This window comes from Phaeobacter porticola (assembly GCF_001888185.1).
Lineage (GTDB): Bacteria > Pseudomonadota > Alphaproteobacteria > Rhodobacterales > Rhodobacteraceae > Phaeobacter > Phaeobacter porticola.
The window spans coordinates 161,508-179,291 of record NZ_CP016365.1 but is presented as its reverse complement, the minus strand read 5'-3'; the positions used below and the strand labels follow the sequence as shown (position 1 = coordinate 179,291).

At 56.6% G+C, this 17,784-nt stretch carries 19 protein-coding genes; 12 read left to right on the top strand and 7 right to left on the bottom strand.

Translation table 11 applies throughout. The features are described 5' to 3' along the window. The first annotated feature begins 9 nt into the window (after positions 1-9). Positions 10-1,497 (top strand): flavin-containing monooxygenase, encoded by a 1,488-nt coding sequence (locus PhaeoP97_RS18320; RefSeq protein WP_072506686.1) that lies wholly within the window; start codon positions 10-12, stop codon positions 1,495-1,497. A gap of 48 nt (positions 1,498-1,545) precedes the next feature. On the opposite strand, the gene PhaeoP97_RS18315 is transcribed toward PhaeoP97_RS18320, so the two are convergent. The 4 genes from PhaeoP97_RS18315 to PhaeoP97_RS18300 are packed head-to-tail and all read right to left on the bottom strand — an operon-like array spanning position 1,546 to position 5,438. Beyond that, entirely contained in the window at positions 1,546-2,418 is an 873-nt protein-coding gene (locus PhaeoP97_RS18315) for a heme ABC transporter ATP-binding protein (protein ID WP_237029035.1), read from the bottom strand. 11 nt (positions 2,419-2,429) lie between these two features. Further along, the gene (locus PhaeoP97_RS18310) at positions 2,430-3,506 is read right to left on the bottom strand and encodes a FecCD family ABC transporter permease (RefSeq protein WP_072506685.1); all 1,077 of its coding nucleotides are present in this window, start codon (positions 3,504-3,506) and stop codon (positions 2,430-2,432) included. 1 nt (position 3,507) lies between these two features. Beyond that, positions 3,508-4,383, bottom strand: a complete 876-nt coding sequence (locus PhaeoP97_RS18305) for a heme/hemin ABC transporter substrate-binding protein (RefSeq protein WP_072506684.1) — start codon at positions 4,381-4,383, stop codon at positions 3,508-3,510. Then, on the bottom strand, positions 4,380-5,438 hold the full coding sequence (locus PhaeoP97_RS18300) for a hemin-degrading factor (protein WP_072506683.1): 1,059 nt from the start codon (positions 5,436-5,438) through the stop codon (positions 4,380-4,382). The genes PhaeoP97_RS18305 and PhaeoP97_RS18300 overlap by 4 nt, the downstream gene beginning before the upstream one ends. Before the next feature lie 232 nt (positions 5,439-5,670). Here PhaeoP97_RS18300 and PhaeoP97_RS18295 point away from each other — a divergent pair, with 232 nt between their 5' ends. From PhaeoP97_RS18295 to PhaeoP97_RS18270, 6 genes are read left to right on the top strand one after another with little or no spacing between them, the layout of a single operon-like run. Beyond that, positions 5,671-7,752 carry a TonB-dependent receptor domain-containing protein gene (locus PhaeoP97_RS18295; protein ID WP_072506682.1) on the top strand — a complete coding sequence of 694 codons (2,082 nt, stop codon included), beginning with the start codon at positions 5,671-5,673 and terminating at the stop codon, positions 7,750-7,752. A 27-nt stretch (positions 7,753-7,779) separates the two neighbouring features. Beyond that, a complete protein-coding gene (locus tag PhaeoP97_RS18290; RefSeq protein ID WP_072506681.1) occupies positions 7,780-8,250 on the top strand; it encodes a hypothetical protein in 471 nt (156 codons plus the stop codon). Further along, positions 8,247-8,945, top strand: a complete 699-nt coding sequence (locus PhaeoP97_RS18285; RefSeq protein ID WP_072506680.1) for a MotA/TolQ/ExbB proton channel family protein — start codon at positions 8,247-8,249, stop codon at positions 8,943-8,945. The genes PhaeoP97_RS18290 and PhaeoP97_RS18285 overlap by 4 nt, the downstream gene beginning before the upstream one ends. Further along, the gene (locus PhaeoP97_RS18280; RefSeq protein WP_072506679.1) at positions 8,935-9,318 is read left to right on the top strand and encodes an ExbD/TolR family protein; all 384 of its coding nucleotides are present in this window, start codon (positions 8,935-8,937) and stop codon (positions 9,316-9,318) included. Before PhaeoP97_RS18285 ends, PhaeoP97_RS18280 begins: the two co-directional genes overlap by 11 nt. 47 nt (positions 9,319-9,365) lie before the next feature. Further along, the gene (locus PhaeoP97_RS18275) at positions 9,366-9,707 is read left to right on the top strand and encodes an ExbD/TolR family protein (RefSeq protein WP_420849017.1); all 342 of its coding nucleotides are present in this window, start codon (positions 9,366-9,368) and stop codon (positions 9,705-9,707) included. After that, positions 9,704-10,546: a TonB family protein gene (locus PhaeoP97_RS18270; protein WP_157891272.1), complete on the top strand. Its 843-nt coding sequence runs from the start codon at positions 9,704-9,706 to the stop codon at positions 10,544-10,546. Before PhaeoP97_RS18275 ends, PhaeoP97_RS18270 begins: the two co-directional genes overlap by 4 nt. Before the next feature lie 3 nt (positions 10,547-10,549). Here the strand turns inward: PhaeoP97_RS18270 and PhaeoP97_RS18265 are convergent, their stop codons facing one another. Both PhaeoP97_RS18265 and PhaeoP97_RS18260 read right to left on the bottom strand, forming a co-directional pair. Beyond that, on the bottom strand, positions 10,550-11,275 hold the full coding sequence (locus tag PhaeoP97_RS18265) for an MOSC domain-containing protein (RefSeq protein ID WP_072506676.1): 726 nt from the start codon (positions 11,273-11,275) through the stop codon (positions 10,550-10,552). Next, positions 11,262-11,864 carry a MarR family transcriptional regulator gene (locus PhaeoP97_RS18260; RefSeq protein ID WP_237029034.1) on the bottom strand — a complete coding sequence of 201 codons (603 nt, stop codon included), beginning with the start codon at positions 11,862-11,864 and terminating at the stop codon, positions 11,262-11,264. Before PhaeoP97_RS18260 ends, PhaeoP97_RS18265 begins: the two co-directional genes overlap by 14 nt. 39 nt (positions 11,865-11,903) lie before the next feature. On the opposite strand from PhaeoP97_RS18260, the gene PhaeoP97_RS18255 reads away from it, so the two are divergent. Then, on the top strand, positions 11,904-12,653 hold the full coding sequence (locus PhaeoP97_RS18255; RefSeq protein ID WP_072506731.1) for a hypothetical protein: 750 nt from the start codon (positions 11,904-11,906) through the stop codon (positions 12,651-12,653). Between the two features lie 78 nt (positions 12,654-12,731). Here the strand turns inward: PhaeoP97_RS18255 and PhaeoP97_RS18250 are convergent, their stop codons facing one another. Beyond that, the gene (locus tag PhaeoP97_RS18250) at positions 12,732-13,676 is read right to left on the bottom strand and encodes a PDR/VanB family oxidoreductase (RefSeq protein ID WP_072506674.1); all 945 of its coding nucleotides are present in this window, start codon (positions 13,674-13,676) and stop codon (positions 12,732-12,734) included. A 151-nt stretch (positions 13,677-13,827) separates the two neighbouring features. Between PhaeoP97_RS18250 and PhaeoP97_RS18245 the strand changes: the two genes are divergently transcribed. The 4 genes from PhaeoP97_RS18245 to PhaeoP97_RS18230 all read left to right on the top strand — a co-directional run bounded on the left by PhaeoP97_RS18245 (position 13,828) and on the right by PhaeoP97_RS18230 (position 17,670). Then, positions 13,828-14,733, top strand: coding sequence for a LysR substrate-binding domain-containing protein (locus PhaeoP97_RS18245; protein ID WP_072506730.1), 906 nt, complete (start codon positions 13,828-13,830; stop codon positions 14,731-14,733). Between the two features lie 91 nt (positions 14,734-14,824). After that, a complete protein-coding gene (locus PhaeoP97_RS18240; RefSeq protein ID WP_072506673.1) occupies positions 14,825-15,979 on the top strand; it encodes an aromatic ring-hydroxylating oxygenase subunit alpha in 1,155 nt (384 codons plus the stop codon). Beyond that, positions 15,976-17,427: an aldehyde dehydrogenase family protein gene (locus PhaeoP97_RS18235; protein WP_072506672.1), complete on the top strand. Its 1,452-nt coding sequence runs from the start codon at positions 15,976-15,978 to the stop codon at positions 17,425-17,427. The genes PhaeoP97_RS18240 and PhaeoP97_RS18235 overlap by 4 nt, the downstream gene beginning before the upstream one ends. A gap of 3 nt (positions 17,428-17,430) precedes the next feature. Further along, positions 17,431-17,670, top strand: coding sequence for a hypothetical protein (locus PhaeoP97_RS18230; RefSeq protein WP_072506671.1), 240 nt, complete (start codon positions 17,431-17,433; stop codon positions 17,668-17,670). Positions 17,671-17,784 lie beyond the last annotated feature (114 nt).

Below are 17,784 nucleotides of genomic sequence, written 5' to 3'. Positions count from 1 at the left end.
AGAACAGAAATGGCGAAACGCAAAATGGTTGCTGTCATTGGTGGCGGCGTTAGTGGGTTGGCAGCTGCCAAGGCCTTTGACGAACGAGGTCACAGGGTGATTGGCTTTGAACGCAGTCATGATTTCGGTGGAGTGTGGGAGCTGTCGCGCTCATACCCGGATGTGCAGACGCAATCACCGAAGGATCTGTATTGCTACACCGACCATCCAATGCCACAGGAGTATCCGGAATGGCCCAAAGGGCCACAGGTCCATGCCTATCTGCATTCTTATGCAGACAAACACCGTCTGGCGCGGCTGTTCCGGCTCGGTACATCCATCACAGCGATGCAGCGACGCAAGGACGGTAAACCCGGATGGACGCTAACAATCACGGCGGCAGGGCGTACATGGGAAGAGAATTTCGACTTTGTTGCTGTGTGTACCGGCCAGTTTTCTGAGCGAAATATCATTACCCACCCCGGTCAAGATTCCTTTGTCGCGCGCGGAGGTCAGGTAATGCATTCGTCGGACTATACCGACCCCAGCCTGATGGCCGGCAAGGATGTTGTGGTGCTTGGCGGTTCCAAATCGGCCACCGATATTGCGGTTAATGCCGCCAAGAGCGGCGCTCGGTCTGTTCGACTGGTCTACCGCGAGAATGTGTGGAGGGTGCCATATTTTGTCGGCGGCATCAATTTTAAGAAACTGCTCTACATGCGGGCGCAGGAACAGCAATTCAATCAATGGGGTAAGACGCCTGTGCAGCGGGTCATCGCAGCGGCGCTGAAACCCTTGGTTTGGGCTAACTTTCGCGGCTTGGAGACGTTGCTGAAGCTTCAACTTGGCCTGAAGAAACACAATATGGTCCCCTCTACGCCCATTGAAAAAGAGGTCTCATGCTCTGTACCGATTGTGACACCGGGCCTGTTTGAAGGGCTGAACGATGGTAGTATCAAACCGGTGATTGGCACGTTTGAAAGCTACCAGGAGGAGGGGTTAAGGCTGAGCACTGGAGAGGTGGTGCCCTGCGATGTAGCCATTCTGGCGGTAGGTTGGAAGCTGGGTGTGCCCTATCTGGCAAAGGAATACCGCGACAAACTGATTGAGGACGACGGCCAGTACCGGGTCTATCGCCTGTCAGTAAACCCGGATCTGCCGGACATGGGTTTTGTCGGGTTCAACTCTAGCTTCTGCACGGTTCTGTCTGCTGAGATGATCGCCAATTGGCTGGTGCGTTATGCTGATGGCAAGCTGGCGCACCAACCCAACCGAGCCGAAATGGAACGCAGTATCGAGATGATGTTGAACTGGCGTCGGCGCGAGCGTCCGGCAGCACAGGTTTACGGCGGGCTATGTTCGGCACCGTTTCATTTCAAGCATTTCGATGAGCTATTGGCGGATATGGGCGCGCGCATCCGAAAACGCAAAAATCCCTTGACGGAGCAGTTCGCACCACCTGACGCAACGGCTTATGGACAGTTTCTTGCATCGACCCCGCAGTATCAGGCGAGTTGAAACAGGCCTGTCCGAAGCGGCTATTATGGTCGCCTCGGGTTGATCTGGTCACCGGGTTGTCTGACTGCGTGCTTGTGGTAACAGATACGGCAGGTCGTTTGGCGGAAGTGTATTGACCGGCACGGGACTGTCGTAGACATCGCGTAATGTCTGGTCGGTCAACACCTCCTGCGGACACCCTTTGGCGGCGATGCGTCCACGATGAACCAATGTGATTTGGTCGGCGAACATCGCGGTCAGGTTCAGATCATGCATCACCGCGACAACGCCGCCGCCCTGTTCAGCGTATCGGCGGACCAGATCCATGACGGTAAACTGATGGCCGATATCGAGGCTGGCAACGGGTTCGTCCAAGATCAACCAGCGCGGTTGCCCGTCGACCACTGGCTGCCAGACTTGCGTCAAGACCCGCGCCAGCTGGACCCGCTGTTGCTCTCCGCCGGATAAATCTTGGTAGAACCGATTGGCATGGTTTGCCAGGTCTACGGCCTGCAACGCCTTCAACGGCAGTTCGGTTTGTGCTGCCGATAAACCGGCAGAGAGGCCCAGCCGGACGATTTCTAGCACGGTAAACGGAAAGGCGATGGTCGCCGACTGTGGCTGAACTGCGCGGATCGCGGCCAGCTCTTGAGGTTTCATCGTCGCTGTGTTGTGCCCGTTTAGAAAAATATGGCCCTCGAATGGGATCTCTCCAGTGATGGCGCGCAGTAGTGTTGTCTTGCCCGACCCGTTTGGCCCGGCAATGGCGGTGACCTCACCCGAGCGAGCGGTGAAATCGACCCCTTGCAGAATGTCTCGTTGGCCAAGTCGGACCCTTAGACCGGTCGCGGCGAGCGTCGAAATTGGCCAAGGCCCCGCTACAGGGGTGATTGGCCTTGCAGTGTCGGATTGTTTGACGGGCGTTCTGAACATGGTGAGCATGGCAGTGTCCTTCACAGGGTGCTACCGCCAAAACGGCGCAACAGGATCCACAAAAATACCGGCGCACCCAGGACTGCGGTAACGATGCCGATCGGCAGCTCTGCCGGGGAGATGATGGTACGCGAAATCATGTCGGCGGCGAGCAGCAAACTCGCCCCAAGAAGTGCCGAATTTGGCAATAGGCTATGGTGATCCGGTCCCGTGGCGAGGCGCAGGAGATGTGGTACCACAATACCCACAAAGCCAATGCCACCTGAGACTGCAACGGCGGCCCCCGTGGCTGCCGAGACAGCAAATATGGCGGTGTTTTTTACGCGCTGCACCGGAATGCCAGTATGTTCGGCAGCGGCTTCACCAAGCGCCAATCCGTTTAATCCTCGGGCCAGAAATGGGGTCACCACAAGGCCAAGACAGATCACTGGCGTCGCGGCCAGAACCTTGGACCAAGTGGCGCCTGCGAGCGACCCCATGCCCCAAAAGGTGAGATCGCGCAGCTGATTGTCATCAGCGATGTAGATCAGCAGGCCCGCAGCAGCACCGGCCAGCGCGCCAAGGGCGATGCCGGCCAGCAACATTGTCGCGACTGAGGTCTGCCCGCTTCGTGTCGAGACACGATAGAGCAGAAGAATAGTGAGCCAACTGCCGATAAAGGCAGAGATCGAAACAAGATAGCTGCTGGTGGCCTGTTGTATCGCTGGCGGCAGCATCGCGCCCAAGACAATTGCAGAAATCGCGGCCAGACCGGCGCCGGCGCTGACGCCGACAATGCCCGGATCTGCCAGCGGGTTGCGAAACAGACCTTGCATGACAGTGCCTGAAATCGCCAGCGCACTGCCGACAAGGACCCCCATGATCATTCGCGGAAGGCGAATGTCAAACAGCACAATCTGGTCCAGACGGCTGAGCGTGCGACCCGCCATCAGATCGTGAATTGCAGCCCAAAGCGAGGTGCCGGATGCGCCCCACCCAAGGGACATCAGCGCGGTGGCTGCCAGCACTAGGACCAGTAACCCTGTTAGGCGGCGGGCTTTGATCCGTCGATCTAGCACCGTCGCGGGTGCCAACATGCCATCTGTTGCAAGCGTCATGTTACGACCCTGTGCCATATAATGCCGTTGCTAAATCAGAGACTGCCGTTGCCGTCCGTGGACCAAAACCGAGCAGTTTCAGCCCGTCCATACGGATCACAGCACCAGCTTCTGCGGCGGGGGTCGGCGCAATAGCAGGTAGCGCCAGCAGGTCCTGTGGGGCGGTGTCATGATCGCCGGAACGCTCCATCATCAGGATGACATCCGGGGCAGCAACGGCAATTGCCTCGTCGGTCATGGGTTTGTAGCCATCAAACCCGGCGGCCGCATTTACGCCACCGGCGAGCGCTATGATGCCTGCGGCAGCGGTATTGTCACCTCCGGCCATGATCCGCCCACCCGCCGTGGAGAGTACAAACAAGACCTTCTTTGGTTTGCTGTATTGCATTGCGGCCTGGGCTGCGGTCTGTCGTGCTTCACTCAACTCTGCCATGGCTTTGGCGGCCAATACCGCAGCTGAGGTGTCTTGGCCTAGGGCTTTGCCCACAGTCAGGATTTTGGTGCGGATTCCCTCTGCGGTGTAGGCTTCTGGCACGCTGACATAGGTGACGTCGGCGGCCTTGAGAACATCCAGTGTCTCGGGCGGGCCTGCGCCTTCGATGGCGATGATCAGATCGGGGGATACGGATAACACCCCTTCGGGCGACAGCGCGCGGGCGTAGCCGATATCTGGCAGGTTGAGCACCTGAGGGGGAAAGGAAGACGTGGTGTCGCGAGCGATCAAGCGGTTTTCTTGACCAAGTGCGTAGACGATTTCGGTCAGTGAACCACCAACTGTGACAACGCGTTTCTCATCGCCAGCTAGTGAAACCTCTGCGGCAAAGACTGACAACAGGGCTAGATTTAGAGCGGTGGCAAATTTTACAAAACGGCTCATTCGGCGGGTTCCGCGATCGCAAGTGAGGCGAGATCTGCAACAAGGGCATTCCATGCCGGGCGATGATCCTTGGCATCCGTTCGGCGACCAAACACCTGCAGGATCAATCCGCCCTCGGCGTCGAAAGCTTCTACAGACACCGCGTCGCCACGTTGGGTGGGCTTGTTGACGGCCCAAACCTCGGCGATGTGGTCCAAGCGTAGATGCAGATCAAAACCGGGGTCGAGAATATTCTGCCAAGGCCCCATGTTACGCAGGTTCTTAACCGGGCCGCCGTGGATCTCAATGCAGCCCATGTTGCCGACAAAGATCATCACCTCGACGGTCTCATCTCGCACTGAGTGTAGCATGGTGTTTACGGCTTCGGGCGCAAGCGCGCGGACGAACGGTTCGCCAGCGATGCGATAGGCGCCGAGGCGGTTCATTTTCAGTTTGGAGGTGAGACGCATAAACTGATGCGTGTCCGTCATTTTTGCCCATTCGGCGCGCAAGAGATCTGCCTTTTCAGGATCGGCCTTGGCGGCTTCGGTCGGTTTGCGGACTTCAACTGCGTGTTCTTGGCTTTGATCCTCGACCGCAAGATCCCGTACCAGCCTGTTAAATGCATCTACATTAGAGGAGTCGCGTAGATGCACCTTATGTACAGCGTCGCCTGCGGCATCAAAGATTTGGATCGAACGTTTAAGGCCGTTATCGCCAGGTCGCACTACCGCGAAAGCTGATATGAAATGGCGTGGGAACAGGCGAAGGTCGATGGCCTCGGTCAGGACCATTGAGGCATGCTGACCCGAATGATAATTCTCGTAAGTGCCGACTTTTTCAATCACGCAAGAGGCGTTTCGGGTCAGCGCCATCACCTCGCCCAGATCGCAGATACGCGGTATCAGATCGTCTGGCGCAGCAGTGATCCGTGTGACGCCTTCGCCAATATATGCGGCAACCAGTTGCGCTTCGGAAATCTGGAACTTATCGGCAAAGTCGCGGTCACGCAGGCTGGCGATTTCAGCACGCGCGGTGCGGATTTCAGCGGGGAGCATAGATGCCCGAGGTGTCATGTTAGCCCTTTCAGATTGGGATCTGTGATACGGGCTGGCACTGCGATGGGGGTCCATGCGCTGGCTGGCTACTGCGGTTCGCAGCCTGGTAATTTATGTTGACTGTTTTAGTCGGCTTTATTATGAGCCTCAAGCGGAAATTGAAATTCCGTTACACCGCAACAAATACCGACCGCGCCAGCCCCGACGCAAGCATCCGGTTTGAACGAATGACAGATGCAAGGGATGTGAAATGGGGCAACACCAGCGAGGTTGGCGTTATTGGGGCACGGTTTCCGTGCTTGGCCTGATGGCCAGCACTGGGTCGGCGGTGGCGCAGCAATTGGATGAATTGGGTGATGATTTTCTGGGCACTGTTGAGCTGGGCCAGGGTAAACGAGAGGTGCAGGTTGGCATCGCCACGCCGATTACCGTCATCAATCAGGAAGAAATAGACGACCGCCAAGCGGGTACAGTCGCAGAATTGATCGATTCCGTGCCTGGGGTGTCGCTGGTCAACGGCAATACGCCCAAAGGGGCTGGGGTCAATATCCGGGGCTTTGGCGCGACAAGCAGCTTTGGCACTGATCAGAAGGTCGCGGTGATTGTAGATGGGGCGAGCACCGGATCAGAAGAGCTGTATAGGATTGGCACACAGCTGTTCACCGATCCAGAACTTTACCGAGGCGTTTCAGTCTTACGAGGGACTGTGGGCAGCTTTGAATACGGATCAGGCATTATCGGTGGGGTGGTACAGCTAGAGACAAAGGATGCATCTGACTTTACCAATGGCGAAATTGGCCTGAGGCTGCGTCAAACTTTGCAGGCAGTTAGCAATGGATCTGGTTTTGCCACGTCAACGATTCTGGCTTGGCAGCCGACCGATAATTTCGAGTTCCTGCTGAACTATACTCTACGCGATAGCGAAAATTACGACGATGGTCATGGCAATGAAGTGACCAATACCCAATCGCGCATGCCGTCCTTCCTGGTGAAAGCGAAATACAGCTTCGGTGATGCGCAGGAACATGCGCTGACCGCTTCGCTAAACCAGAGTGAGGTGGATGAAAAAGACGCGCCTTATGATGCTTTTGGAACCACCAGCACAAGCTTTGGCCGGGTTGATCGACGTATTGATAATCGGGTGGCAGGCCTGCGTTATCAATGGTCCCCGGTTGGCAATGATCTGATCAATCTGGATGTGAATCTGACATATGCGGATCAAGAGATTGAGCAGCGCTATATCTCGGGTAGTGCATTCTGCGACGATGGTGGTGTCGTGCGTAACGATCCAAATTGTGCACGCAGTGGCCCTGTTGGGTCACCGTTCAGCAGTGCGACCCAAGATGCGGACCACCGCTATGAGACAACCAAACTATCGATCAAGAATTCCATGTTTTTCAACACCGGCGTGGCCTCACATGATCTGCGCGCCGGGCTTGAAATCATCCGCCGGGACCGGTTGGACGCATCCTCTGCTCCCGGTGGCACGGATGATCGCATTGCGGTTTTTGCCGTTGATGAGATCTCTATTGGAGGTCATTGGACGGTAACTCCGGCGCTGCGCTATGAAACACAGGATATTGAGGCGCATGACGGCTCAACCAGCTTTGACAACTCTGCCCTCATGGGAGGGCTGTCTCTGCGTTACGAATTTGACTCTGGGCTGGCCTTGTTTGGCAGTGCTGCCTACACCGAGAGCCTGCCGATCATTGATGATCTTGGTAACGCGACCTACATGACCCAGCCCGAGCGAGCCCATACCTATGAGATCGGTGCCTCATACGCAGTCACTGATGTTTTCAGCGATAATGACAGTCTGTCGCTAAAGGTAAACTACTATCATAGCAAACTTTGGGATATCACATCCTACACGAATTTCAGTCCGGCAAGCAGATCGTTTGAGCCGCTTGATAAGGTCGAAACCGAGGGTGTGGAGATTGAGGCAAGCTATTCCCACGGCGCTGGGTATTATGCCGATCTGAACGCCAATATTGCCGATGGGACCGAACATCAAGGTGGACGGACAGCGCGCTGGCGCAACCGGCCAGCGGATGACCTGCGACTGACTCTTGGCAAACGTATCGGCCAGACTTGGGACCTGAGCTGGGAGTTGGCGGCGGCGAAGCCCGGCCTGGATGCATCCGGTTCTGCGGTGGCGGGCTACGGTGTACACAATCTGCGTGCCACCTATAGGCCACAGAAGGGTGTTTTCGAAGGCACCGAAATTCGCGTCGGTATCGAAAATGCCTTTGATCGCAGCTACCGGCCAAGCCTTTACTCCCGCGATGCCGCCGGGCGCAGTGTCAAGCTGACCCTGGCTAAGACGTTCTGATCGTAGAGATTATCCAAGAGGTATGAGATGTTGAATTCGATACCCGCCTGTCGTCAAGCACGGGTTACTCTTCGAACTGTGCTGGCTGGTTTTGCGCTGATGGGTTCATTGTGGCCAGCAGGCATTGCAGCAGAAACGGTGCCAACAGCAGCCCCAGCGGCGCTGTCAATTGAACTCAGCGCTGCGCAGGCCGATGGCCATAGCTGCTTGCTGTCGTTTGTTGCCCAGAACGGGCATCAAATGGACGTGGCCCAAGCAGTGTTTGAAACCGTTCTGTTTGATGCGGCGGGACAAGTGTCACAACTCACGCTTCTTGATTTTCAGGATCTTCCTGCCGGGCGCCTGCGCGTGCGGCAGTTCCAATTTCCGATGTCTTGCTCCGACATTAGCCGGGTACTGATAAATGGTGCCGAGACTTGCCAGGGGGAGGGTCTTCCTGAAGGTGCTTGTAGTCGTGGTCTGACACTCACTACCAAAGCAATGGAGTTAGCAGGATGAGCATGATTGGCGACACACTGCGTAGAGTATTGGATCTGGGTGGACCGGTGGTCCTGCTGTTGCTGGGGATATCTGTTCTGACGGCGGCGATGGTGTTCTACAAGATCTGGCAATATCGGGCGGCACGCGTGGGTGTACATCGCGCGTTGACTGCAGCCTTACGGTCACTTGACTCGGGCGAGCCTGATTTGGCGCGCAGACATCTGGCGCAGAGCAAATCTTATCTCGCACCGGTGCTTCGGCAGGCGTTGGATGGCGGCGGTGACCCGATGCAAATTGCCCGTGCTGATGCCGAGGCCGAGACGGGGTTTTCCAAGCTGGAACGGGGGCTTGGCACTTTGGATGTGGTGGCACAGCTTGCGCCGTTGCTGGGGTTGTTCGGTACTGTGTTAGGCATGATCGAGGCGTTTCAGCAACTTCAGGCGGCCGGATCTTCGGTAGACCCGTCGCTGTTGGCCGGCGGGATCTGGGTGGCTTTGTTGACAACAGCAGCGGGGCTCGCTGTAGCAATGCCGACATCGCTTGTTCTGAATTGGCTGAGTGCGCGTATGCAGCGTGAACGGGTCTTTGCCAACAGAGCGCTGCGGATTGTGTTTGCCCCGATGCGGGGAGACCAGCAGTCTAACAATCGATCGGCTCCCACACGTGCCGAGACCAATCCACTGGAAGATGTGCGAGCGGTCCATGCCGGTTAACGTCAAAGGCCCGCCCCGCAAGCGCCTGTCGCTGACTTCGTTGATTGATGTGATCTTTCTGCTGTTGCTGTTCTTCATGTTGACATCGACCTTTTCAAAATTTGGCGAGATAGAGCTGACGTCTGCCGCAGAGGGGGCAGGTGGGGATGACCGCCAAATGCTTTTTCTTCAACTTAGTTCGAAAGAGATCACCCTGAACGGTCAACCTGTCGAGTTAAGCCGTCTCGGGGAGCTTATTTCGCTGCAACCGCAGGATGGTCGTGGCCATCTGGCGTTGGTTAGTTCCTCGGCTGAGGCCACGTCACAACAGCTGATTGATTTGTTATCGGCACTGCGTCACGTCGAAGGACTGCAAGCGATGGTGTTGAGTTGATACGAACGGTGATGGTCAAGCCGCCTTCAAAGGAGCCGACGATCGCGTTGATCAATATCGTTTTCCTAATGCTGATCTTTTTCATGATCGCAGGCACACTAGCGCTGCCTTTGGATGGTGACGTTGAGTTGATTGAGGCTGAGGATATCATTGGTCGCGAACCGCCCGATGCTATGGTTATCCATGCGGATGGAGTATTGCGTCTGCGCGGTGAGATCGTTGCAAACGCTGCGGACTATCTGGCGACGTTGTCAGTGGCAGAGCGCGCCATTGTTCGCATCGTTCCAGATCGCAAGCTTCCTGCCCGAAGCCTCGTGTCCATTGCGAATGAACTACGCACCGCAGGGGCAGGGCGGGTGATGGTGGTGTCGGAAAGGGCGTTGCCGTGACTGGGCCTAGTATACCTAGGTCACCGGTCGTCGCATTGGCGGCACTGTGCCTTGCGGTGACGGCCCATGGTAGTCTGGCAGCGTTGTTCGGTCCTGCTCCTGCACAGCAGATTGGTGGCAATACTGCTATGGCGGCTGCCGGAACCTCGTTCGCGGATCTCGCAGTTGGGTTGGTGCCCGCCAAAAGCAGCGACAGCCTGATCCGTAGTGTTGATGCAACCCATCTGGCGCCGTCGAAACCGGTGGTAAGACAGCCAGTCAAACCATCACCAAAGACGCAGCAGGTGGCCCGATCTGCACCAACCGTTGTCCCTGCAGAACCTCGCCTGGCCAAGGCAGTTGTGCCAATCAACAGACCGAGCCAGACCGTCGAAGCCGCGCCGCGACCCAAGGCCGCGCGACCTCGGCCTTTGAAGCCCACGCCAGAGCAGAAGCAATCGCCTGCAAGGGAGGCGACCCAACCGGAGGTGCGGGGAAATAGCGATCAGGCGAGCACGAAGGGGCGGGCGGAGGGTCGCGCCGAACCTGCAGGTGGTCGGGCCCTGCGTCAGACGGGTCAGGCAAAGCAGCAGGGCAATGCCGCTGCTGACAATTACCGGGGCCAGGTGTTGCGCCGTATCCAACGGGCCAAACGGCAGCGCGTGAACATCCGTGGCACGGCGGTTGTCCGGTTCGCCATTTCAGCAAGCGGCAGCATTGCCTCTGTAACAATTTCTGCAAGCTCCGGTTCGGCGAAACTGGACGCAATTGCCTTGGCGCAGGTTCGCCGCGCAGGTCCGTTCCCGCCGCCACCGGCGGGGGCACGGACACGTTATACAGTTAAAATCAAGGGAAAGTAGCGGCTAACCCTGCCGAAGCGGAGTTGCGCTGCTTGCTGATCCGGTCAGGCGGGCGGTGGTGTCTTCGTCGGTATCGCCGCACGCCATCCGTGCAAAGGCATTGCGCCATCCGGCGGCGAGGTCGTCCATTTCGGCTAGAAAACCTGCGTCGTCGGCTGAGACTTTGCGCGTCAGACGGGCTTGCGTCACACGCTGGACAGACCAACCAGGATTGCGCCGTTCAATCAGGCGGATCTCGTCATGGGTTTGGGCCGCGCCTGGTTCAAGCACGCGATAATACCACCCAGTGCGCCCAGTTTTCTGAAACAGGTAAGGCATCTTCTTATTCTCAGAATAGCGGCCTAATTTCCAACATGGCTGCCGCCCTTGGCTGATCTGAACGGTGGCCGTTCCCAAGCGCAGGATGTCCCCAATACAGAGGGTGTCCTCTGTCATGCCAACGCTAGCGATGTTCTCGCCGAACGCGGCGGGCGTGACTGTCGAGGGAATTTCCCCTTCGCGCTGCCAAAGGCCGTAGTGATCGCTGGCGTAATGGTGGATCGCTTTATCGACCCCACCATGGACCGTTAAATCGGCCTGAAGATCACCAATGAAGCCCTCGATATCAATGCGCTGTATCCCATCGACACGCGTCTTGTGGATGGCTGAGGCGGGTTGATCCGGCCATGGGGACTGTACTGAACCATGGAAGATCCCGTCGATACGGGTCGAAAGATCAGGAAGTGTCATCTGAAGGTGCCTTATGTTCCACACATATTAGGTGAGAGTCACCGGGCTGAAGAGGCAGATCGAGCAGCGCACAATATCCATGATCCGGACGTGCACTGTGAAAGATGCAGGTCTTGCACTGACCAAATGCGCGCCCGGCGCGTACATGCAAAGCTTTCCGCAACGTCGCGTCCAGCGCGGTTTCCAACGTTGACGCCTGACTCTGGTCCAGTGCGGCTAAGACAGTGCCAATTTCTGACGGGGTCTGGGTGATTGATTTTCCAGTCTCTGTCAGAGTGTAGAAAATCGCTCGCTGATCGCCTGATCGCCGATCTTCGCGGATATATCCTTTTCGTGCCAATGCCTTGAGCGTTTGAGACATGGTTCCGCGTGTTGTGCCCAGGAACTCCGCAACATGTGATGGCGCTCGGGAAAAGCGGTTGGCGCGTGCCAGATAATCAAGTGCTGCGGACTGCGCGGGGTTTAAGTTATCAACCCATCCGCCAGCCGCGTCGATGCGCGCCAAGCGATTGATGAGAGAGCGGATACGGTCAGCAGAAGTCATGAGATATTGATATCGACTCGATATTAATTTTGCAATAGGATCCATTTTGTAGCGACTCGCTATTAAATGGATATGGAGACTGATATGACCCGTTTCTTAACTGTCACATTGATCGGCCTTTGTGCCGCCACCACAGTATCTGCCGATGGCAATCATGCCCTGCATCAGAGGGGAGCCATCCTGTCTGATGCCGAATCTGAAAAGGTGGCGTCGTTTGACATCTTGGCAGCCCACGCACATCGCAAAGGCAACACAGTTACCTTTCATATGACCACCAATGGTGGTGCGGGGGAGGATGTTCCCAAGCGTGTCGGCGCAGTAGCCGGCGCAGATGTGTTCTCCTATGTCTGGCCTACATCGCTTGACCCATCGGCAGTCGGCTTTGAGGAGGGGGCGGGCATTCTTGCGCTGGCGGCAACCAGCCACCCCGATTTCGACGACACGCCTTTGATCGACGAAAACAACGATGGGGACGCCGGCAATGATGGGCTGTTGTGGCACAGCCACTGGGTTGTTCTGACCCCGACAGACGCTTGCGGGGTGGGCGCGCTTGCCGTGCGCGATATCGCCGAAGGCGAGACACCAAAATTGCCCGCAACGTGGCCGGGCTTGCCGATCTATCTGGACAGTCCGGGATTTACGCCTTTGTTCGACGGGCCAGAAATCGCGGTGACGGTTGGCTTTCGCAGCGATGTTAATCTTGCCGGTGTGGCCTATGACGGTGTTACATCAGCGTTGCGTGTGAACGCGAATGTCCATGCACCGCTGCTTTGCGTTGTGGATGTTTTTGATATCGCCTCCGGTGATCTAAGCCTTCCGGCAAAGATAGAATAACTGGTATTTGGCGCGGCGGTGCTTTCATCATTCCCGACTTTTGAGAGTGATCCACCCGACAAAAGCCGTGATAGCTGCCTAGAGGTTTAATACTAGGCGGTCCCCCTTGGCGCGGGACACGCAGGTGCAGAGATAGCTGTGTGTTGCCTGTTCCTCGGGGGTCAGGATGCCGTCGCGGTGATCGACTTGGCCCTCTACCACATCCACAATGCAGGATCCGCATAGTCCTTCTGAACATCCGAAATCAACCGATATGCCATTAGACTTCAATACGTCTAGAATGCTGTCTGTGGCACCAACGTGGAACACAGCTCCAGATGAGGAAATCTCAACCTCAAATGCGCTGTTGTGGCCTTGGTCGCCATCCGATGCCGCGGTAAATCGTTCAAAGTGAATGGTCCCTCCGCGCATCGCGCTGCCTGCTTCCAGCACGGCATTCAGCATTGGCTCCGGGCCACAAGTATAAACATCGCTGCCCATCGGCATCGATTGGAGAACCCCGGCCAGATCAAGCTGCCCGTCCCTATCGTCGCAGTGCAGATGGTAGCGATCGCCTAGGCCTAATGCGCAAAATTTTGCGTCCATCGCTGCAAACTTGCGAGAGCGGACGAGGTAGTAGACCTGGAAATCGCGCCGCGTATTCAGCAGTTCACGGGCCATGGCAACCAACGGCGTGGCGCCGATACCACCTGCAATCAGCGTGACATAGCCAACGTCAGCTTGCAGTTTGAAATGGTTGCGTGGGCCGCCGATTTCGACCTCTGTCCCCTCGGACAACGCGTGCATCGCATGCGAGCCCCCACGCCCATTGTTTTCGTGCTTTACCGCGACGTTGATCTGGCGGCCATCTTGGCTCCAGCTCCAGATTGAGTACTGCCGTACCAGATCAGGGGGCAGATGGACGTCGATATGCGCGCCAGGCTCCAGTCCGGAAAACCGCCCTTCGCAGAGTTCAAAGGTAAAATCGCTGGTATCAGGGCTAAGGGTGGTCTTGCGAAGAAGGCGGGCAGTCCGGGTCTCCATCTTATGTCCTTTCTTCGGGCGCTTAATCATGCTCCTCAAGAACGTATTTGGGTTTGCCATTCAATTCGAAAAATACTCATACTCAGATGAACTGATTTAATCCATGAGCGCAGCTTACCTCATTGAAACCCACGCCAGTTTCGGAGCCAAGATGTCCAGACGTCACTATGATCTGCCACCTCTGACCACGCTATCGGCGTTTGAAACCGCGGCGCGCCACCTGAGTTTCAAGAACGCAGCACAGGAATTGTCAGTCACGCCGGGTGCCGTCAGCCATCAGATCAAGGCATTGGAGGGTGAGCTGGGTGTGGCCTTGTTCCAGCGCAAGCATCGCGGCGTGGAATTGACCCGCGAGGGCCAGGACCTGTTTGAAATCCTTGCGACATCCTTCCGGCAGATTTCGCGGCAATTGCAGAAGATACGCCAAAATGGTGAGGAAGACGCGGTTACCGTGGGATCGACCACAGCAGTTGCCGCGCTGTGGTTGTCACCGGTCATCATCCGCTTTTGGCGGGACTATCCTGATCTGAACATCCATCAAATCACACAAGATCGCCCTTTTCAGGACACGCGTGAGTTTGATTTTTTTATCCGTTATGGGCGTGATCCCAATGCGACGCTTGCCCATACCGCGATTTACCGTGACCATTTGGTGCCGGTGGCCCGCCCGGATATCGCGCAGGATTTGGCCCAGTCCTCTCTACCGGATCTTGCCCAGCAGCGGCTGATCCATTTGCAAAGTGCGAGCCCGAGCTGGACAACCTGGGCGGACTGGTTCCACGAGCTGGGGCATAAGGGGGACATCGCCGTCGGTACGCGGGTGACCAGCTATTCGGTGGCCTTGCAAATCGCCCGCAAGGGGGCGGGAATTGCGCTCGGATGGAAGCGGTTGGTCCAGCCAATGTTGGATAGTAATAAACTCGCCATTGTGGGTGCGTATAACTTACCTGCGCCGCGACAGTTCTACCTGGTTGGCTTGCCAGAGGCAGAGTTGTCGCCAAATGCGCAAAAGTTAAAACATTGGATTCTGGCGGAGGCGCAGAAATCTTCGGTTTAGATGTTCTCATCCATGAATGAAGTTTTCTCCTATTGAGTGGAACCGGCCGGCCCCTCCAATTGGGCAAAGACGCGCCGCCATGGAGAGTTCGATGAACAAGCATAGCCAATTATCGTCAGTGCTGGCCCCGGTAAATACGGCCAATGGGTTGCCCAACGCACATTATGTTGATCCGATCGTATTCGATGAGGAAAAGCGATCCGTACTCTTCTCCAATTGGTCGGGCATCGGCTTTGGCAAGGACGTCCCCGACGCGGGCGATGCCAAACCGGTGGAGTTTCTTGGCATGCCCTTATTGCTGGTGCGCCACCGCACGGGTGAGATTGGCGTGTTCCAGAATACTTGCCGTCATCGGGGTATGATCCTGGTGGACAAACCGCAAAAAATTCGCGGTGCGATCCGCTGCCCCTATCACAGCTGGTGCTATGGGCTGGACGGTGCGTTGCGCACCACGCCGCATGTTGGCGGGCCGGGGCAGAATACCCATGAAGACGTGGATATCGACAAGCTGGGCCTGATCCGCATCCGTGCCCATGTCTGGCGCGATGTTATCTATGTAAATATCGACGGTAATGCACCGGATTTCACCAAAGTTCATGCCGATCTGCTTGAACGCTGGAAAGAATTTGAGATGCCGATCTTTCATGGCGGCGAAGGATCTTCTTTCAAGCTGGAGGTCGCGACGAATTGGAAGCTCGCGGTAGAAAACTATTGCGAAAGCTATCACTTGCCGTGGGTGCATCCCGGCCTGAACAGCTACTCCAGGCTTGAAGATCACTACAACATTGAGGAACGTGGTCAGTATTCTGGTCAAGGCACATTGGTCTACCGTCAGCTGACCGATGAAGATGGTTCCAAACTGCCAGATTTTGACGGGCTGAGCGAGCAGTGGGACGAGGGGGCCGAATATATCGCAGTTTATCCAAATGTTCTGTTGGGGATACAGCGCGATCACAGTTTTGCCATCGTGCTTGAGCCTCAGACTTGCGGCCATACCGTTGAACATATTGAGCTTTATTACGCAAAAAGCGAGCGTGACACACCAGAACTCGATGGGTTGCGGGCCTCTAATGCGCAGCTGTGGAAGACCGTCTTCGAAGAGGATATCTTTGTGGTAGAAGGCATGCAAAAAGGTCGCCACGGGCAATTGTTTGATGGCGGACGTTTCTCTCCCGCGATGGATGGGCCGACCCATAACTTCCATCATTGGGTGGCGAAGCAAGTACAGAACGGCCGCGACGTATGAGCAGTTTCCTGAGCGACGGTCTGGCACGGAACTATCTTGCCGGAACTTGGGCAGAGGGCGATAGAGGCGCGTGCATTGCCGTCGAAGATCCTGGCACAGCCGAGCATTTTACGGATGCCGCCCAAGCAGGAGAGGTCACGCTTGCCCGCGCGTTGGAGGCCGCGCGCACCTCGGTGGAGCGAGGCGATCTGGCGGATATGCAGCCCTCTGCACGAGGGCGGATGTTGTTACGGGTGGCAGCGGAAATGCGAGCGATCGCCTATGAAGGAGCCGAGATCCTATGTCGCGAAAGCGGCAAAAGCCTGAGCGCGGCACAGGACGAATTCGAAGAGGCAGCGCAGTATTTCGAATACTACGGCGGCGTTGCTGACAAGATTGAAGGAAAATCGATCCCGCTGGGACCGGATTACGCAGATTATACAGTGTTAGAGCCATATGGGGTTTCAGCGCAGATTGTGCCTTGGAATTTTCCCGTCTCTATCGCGGCACGCTCACTTGCCCCGTCAATGGCGGCAGGTAACGCAACCATTATCAAATCACCGGAGCTGGATCCGGTTGCTCTGGCGCTGTTGGGCCGGGCACTAGAACGTGCAGAGGTGCCTGCGGGTGCCGTGTCGATACTGAATGGCATCGGTTCCGACCTTGGCGCGCGACTTGTATCCAGTGGTGATGTTGATCAGATCGTCTTTACCGGGTCGGTTCGGACCGGTCAGGCGATCCTGAGGGCGGCGGCGGATGCTGTGACGCCTTCACTGATGGAACTGGGTGGAAAATCTGCGGCGGTGGTGTTTGAGGATGCCAATCTCGACACATTGATGACCAGTCTGCAATCAGGAGTTTTCTACAACGCCGGGCAGGTCTGTTCAGCGATGGCACGGGTTTTGGTGCACAGATCGATCTATGAGGAGGTGGTTGCACGTGCTGCGGCGCTGGCAGAGGGGCTGCATATCGGCCACGGGTTGCAGAATCCCGATCATACACCAGTCATTTCCGCCGCACAGCTGAACCGGGTGGAGGCGTTGACCTTGGCAGCACGGCAAGTAGGCGCCCGCGTAGCCGCTGGCGGCACACGCCTAAACCGTCCGGGTCATTTCATGGCCCCGACCATCCTCGCTGATGTCGATCCCACTGCCCGCGTTGCCCAGGAAGAAATCTTTGGCCCGGTGACCTGCATGACGCCCTTTGATACCGAAGGTGAAGCAATCAGCATTGCGAATGGAACGGAGTTTGGGTTGGTTGCAGGTATTTTCACCCGTGATTTGGCACGTTCACACCGTGTGGCGCGCCAGCTGCGCGCTGGTCAGGTCTTCGTCAACGAATGGTTCGCGGGCGGGATTTCCACCCCTTTTGGCGGAGTCGGTAAGTCCGGATTTGGTCGCGAAAAGGGCTTGGAAGCACTGAACAACTACGTGCGGACCAAGAACATCGCGATTTCTCTGAAAGGTTGAGCCATGAACCGCGAAGATCTGGATCGTGCATTGTTGATCGCCCACCGTGATGAGGATCTTGCCGAACTCGTGCGTCTTTATACCTATGCTGCCGATGCGGCCGAGGAGGTCGCTGATATCGACAGGGCCTGTTTCTATCTGACCCATGCCTTTGTCTTTGCGCTGGAAAGCGGTGCACCCGAAGCGGAGCCACTGAATGCGCGATTGGCGAACAGAGGGCGGGCAACACGGCTCACATTCTGAGATGTCGCAATCGGGCATTTTTCAAAGAGAACGGGCTGACACGATAGGGTGTCGAGGTCGTGTATATTACCAAAGTTCCAACTCGTGACGGCAACAGCTGTTGCCACAAAGATG

What these genes read in the sequence shown, in the direction of transcription:
- PhaeoP97_RS18255 (WP_072506731.1), top strand. Translation starts at nt 11,904, where the DNA reads ATGACCCGTTTCTTAACTGTCACATTGATCGGCCTTTGTGCCGCCACC.
- PhaeoP97_RS18235 (WP_072506672.1), top strand. Translation starts at nt 15,976, where the DNA reads ATGAGCAGTTTCCTGAGCGACGGTCTGGCACGGAACTATCTTGCCGGA.
- PhaeoP97_RS18250 (WP_072506674.1), bottom strand. Translation starts at nt 13,676, where the DNA reads ATGGAGACCCGGACTGCCCGCCTTCTTCGCAAGACCACCCTTAGCCCT.
- PhaeoP97_RS18260 (WP_237029034.1), bottom strand. Translation starts at nt 11,864, where the DNA reads ATGGATCCTATTGCAAAATTAATATCGAGTCGATATCAATATCTCATG.
- PhaeoP97_RS18305 (WP_072506684.1), bottom strand. Translation starts at nt 4,383, where the DNA reads ATGAGCCGTTTTGTAAAATTTGCCACCGCTCTAAATCTAGCCCTGTTG.
- PhaeoP97_RS18265 (WP_072506676.1), bottom strand. Translation starts at nt 11,275, where the DNA reads ATGACACTTCCTGATCTTTCGACCCGTATCGACGGGATCTTCCATGGT.
- PhaeoP97_RS18295 (WP_072506682.1), top strand. Translation starts at nt 5,671, where the DNA reads ATGGGGCAACACCAGCGAGGTTGGCGTTATTGGGGCACGGTTTCCGTG.
- PhaeoP97_RS18310 (WP_072506685.1), bottom strand. Translation starts at nt 3,506, where the DNA reads ATGACGCTTGCAACAGATGGCATGTTGGCACCCGCGACGGTGCTAGAT.
- PhaeoP97_RS18320 (WP_072506686.1), top strand. Translation starts at nt 10, where the DNA reads ATGGCGAAACGCAAAATGGTTGCTGTCATTGGTGGCGGCGTTAGTGGG.
- PhaeoP97_RS18240 (WP_072506673.1), top strand. Translation starts at nt 14,825, where the DNA reads ATGAACAAGCATAGCCAATTATCGTCAGTGCTGGCCCCGGTAAATACG.
- PhaeoP97_RS18285 (WP_072506680.1), top strand. Translation starts at nt 8,247, where the DNA reads ATGAGCATGATTGGCGACACACTGCGTAGAGTATTGGATCTGGGTGGA.
- PhaeoP97_RS18245 (WP_072506730.1), top strand. Translation starts at nt 13,828, where the DNA reads ATGTCCAGACGTCACTATGATCTGCCACCTCTGACCACGCTATCGGCG.
- PhaeoP97_RS18290 (WP_072506681.1), top strand. Translation starts at nt 7,780, where the DNA reads ATGTTGAATTCGATACCCGCCTGTCGTCAAGCACGGGTTACTCTTCGA.
- PhaeoP97_RS18300 (WP_072506683.1), bottom strand. Translation starts at nt 5,438, where the DNA reads ATGACACCTCGGGCATCTATGCTCCCCGCTGAAATCCGCACCGCGCGT.
- PhaeoP97_RS18280 (WP_072506679.1), top strand. Translation starts at nt 8,935, where the DNA reads ATGCCGGTTAACGTCAAAGGCCCGCCCCGCAAGCGCCTGTCGCTGACT.
- PhaeoP97_RS18315 (WP_237029035.1), bottom strand. Translation starts at nt 2,418, where the DNA reads ATGCTCACCATGTTCAGAACGCCCGTCAAACAATCCGACACTGCAAGG.
- PhaeoP97_RS18230 (WP_072506671.1), top strand. Translation starts at nt 17,431, where the DNA reads ATGAACCGCGAAGATCTGGATCGTGCATTGTTGATCGCCCACCGTGAT.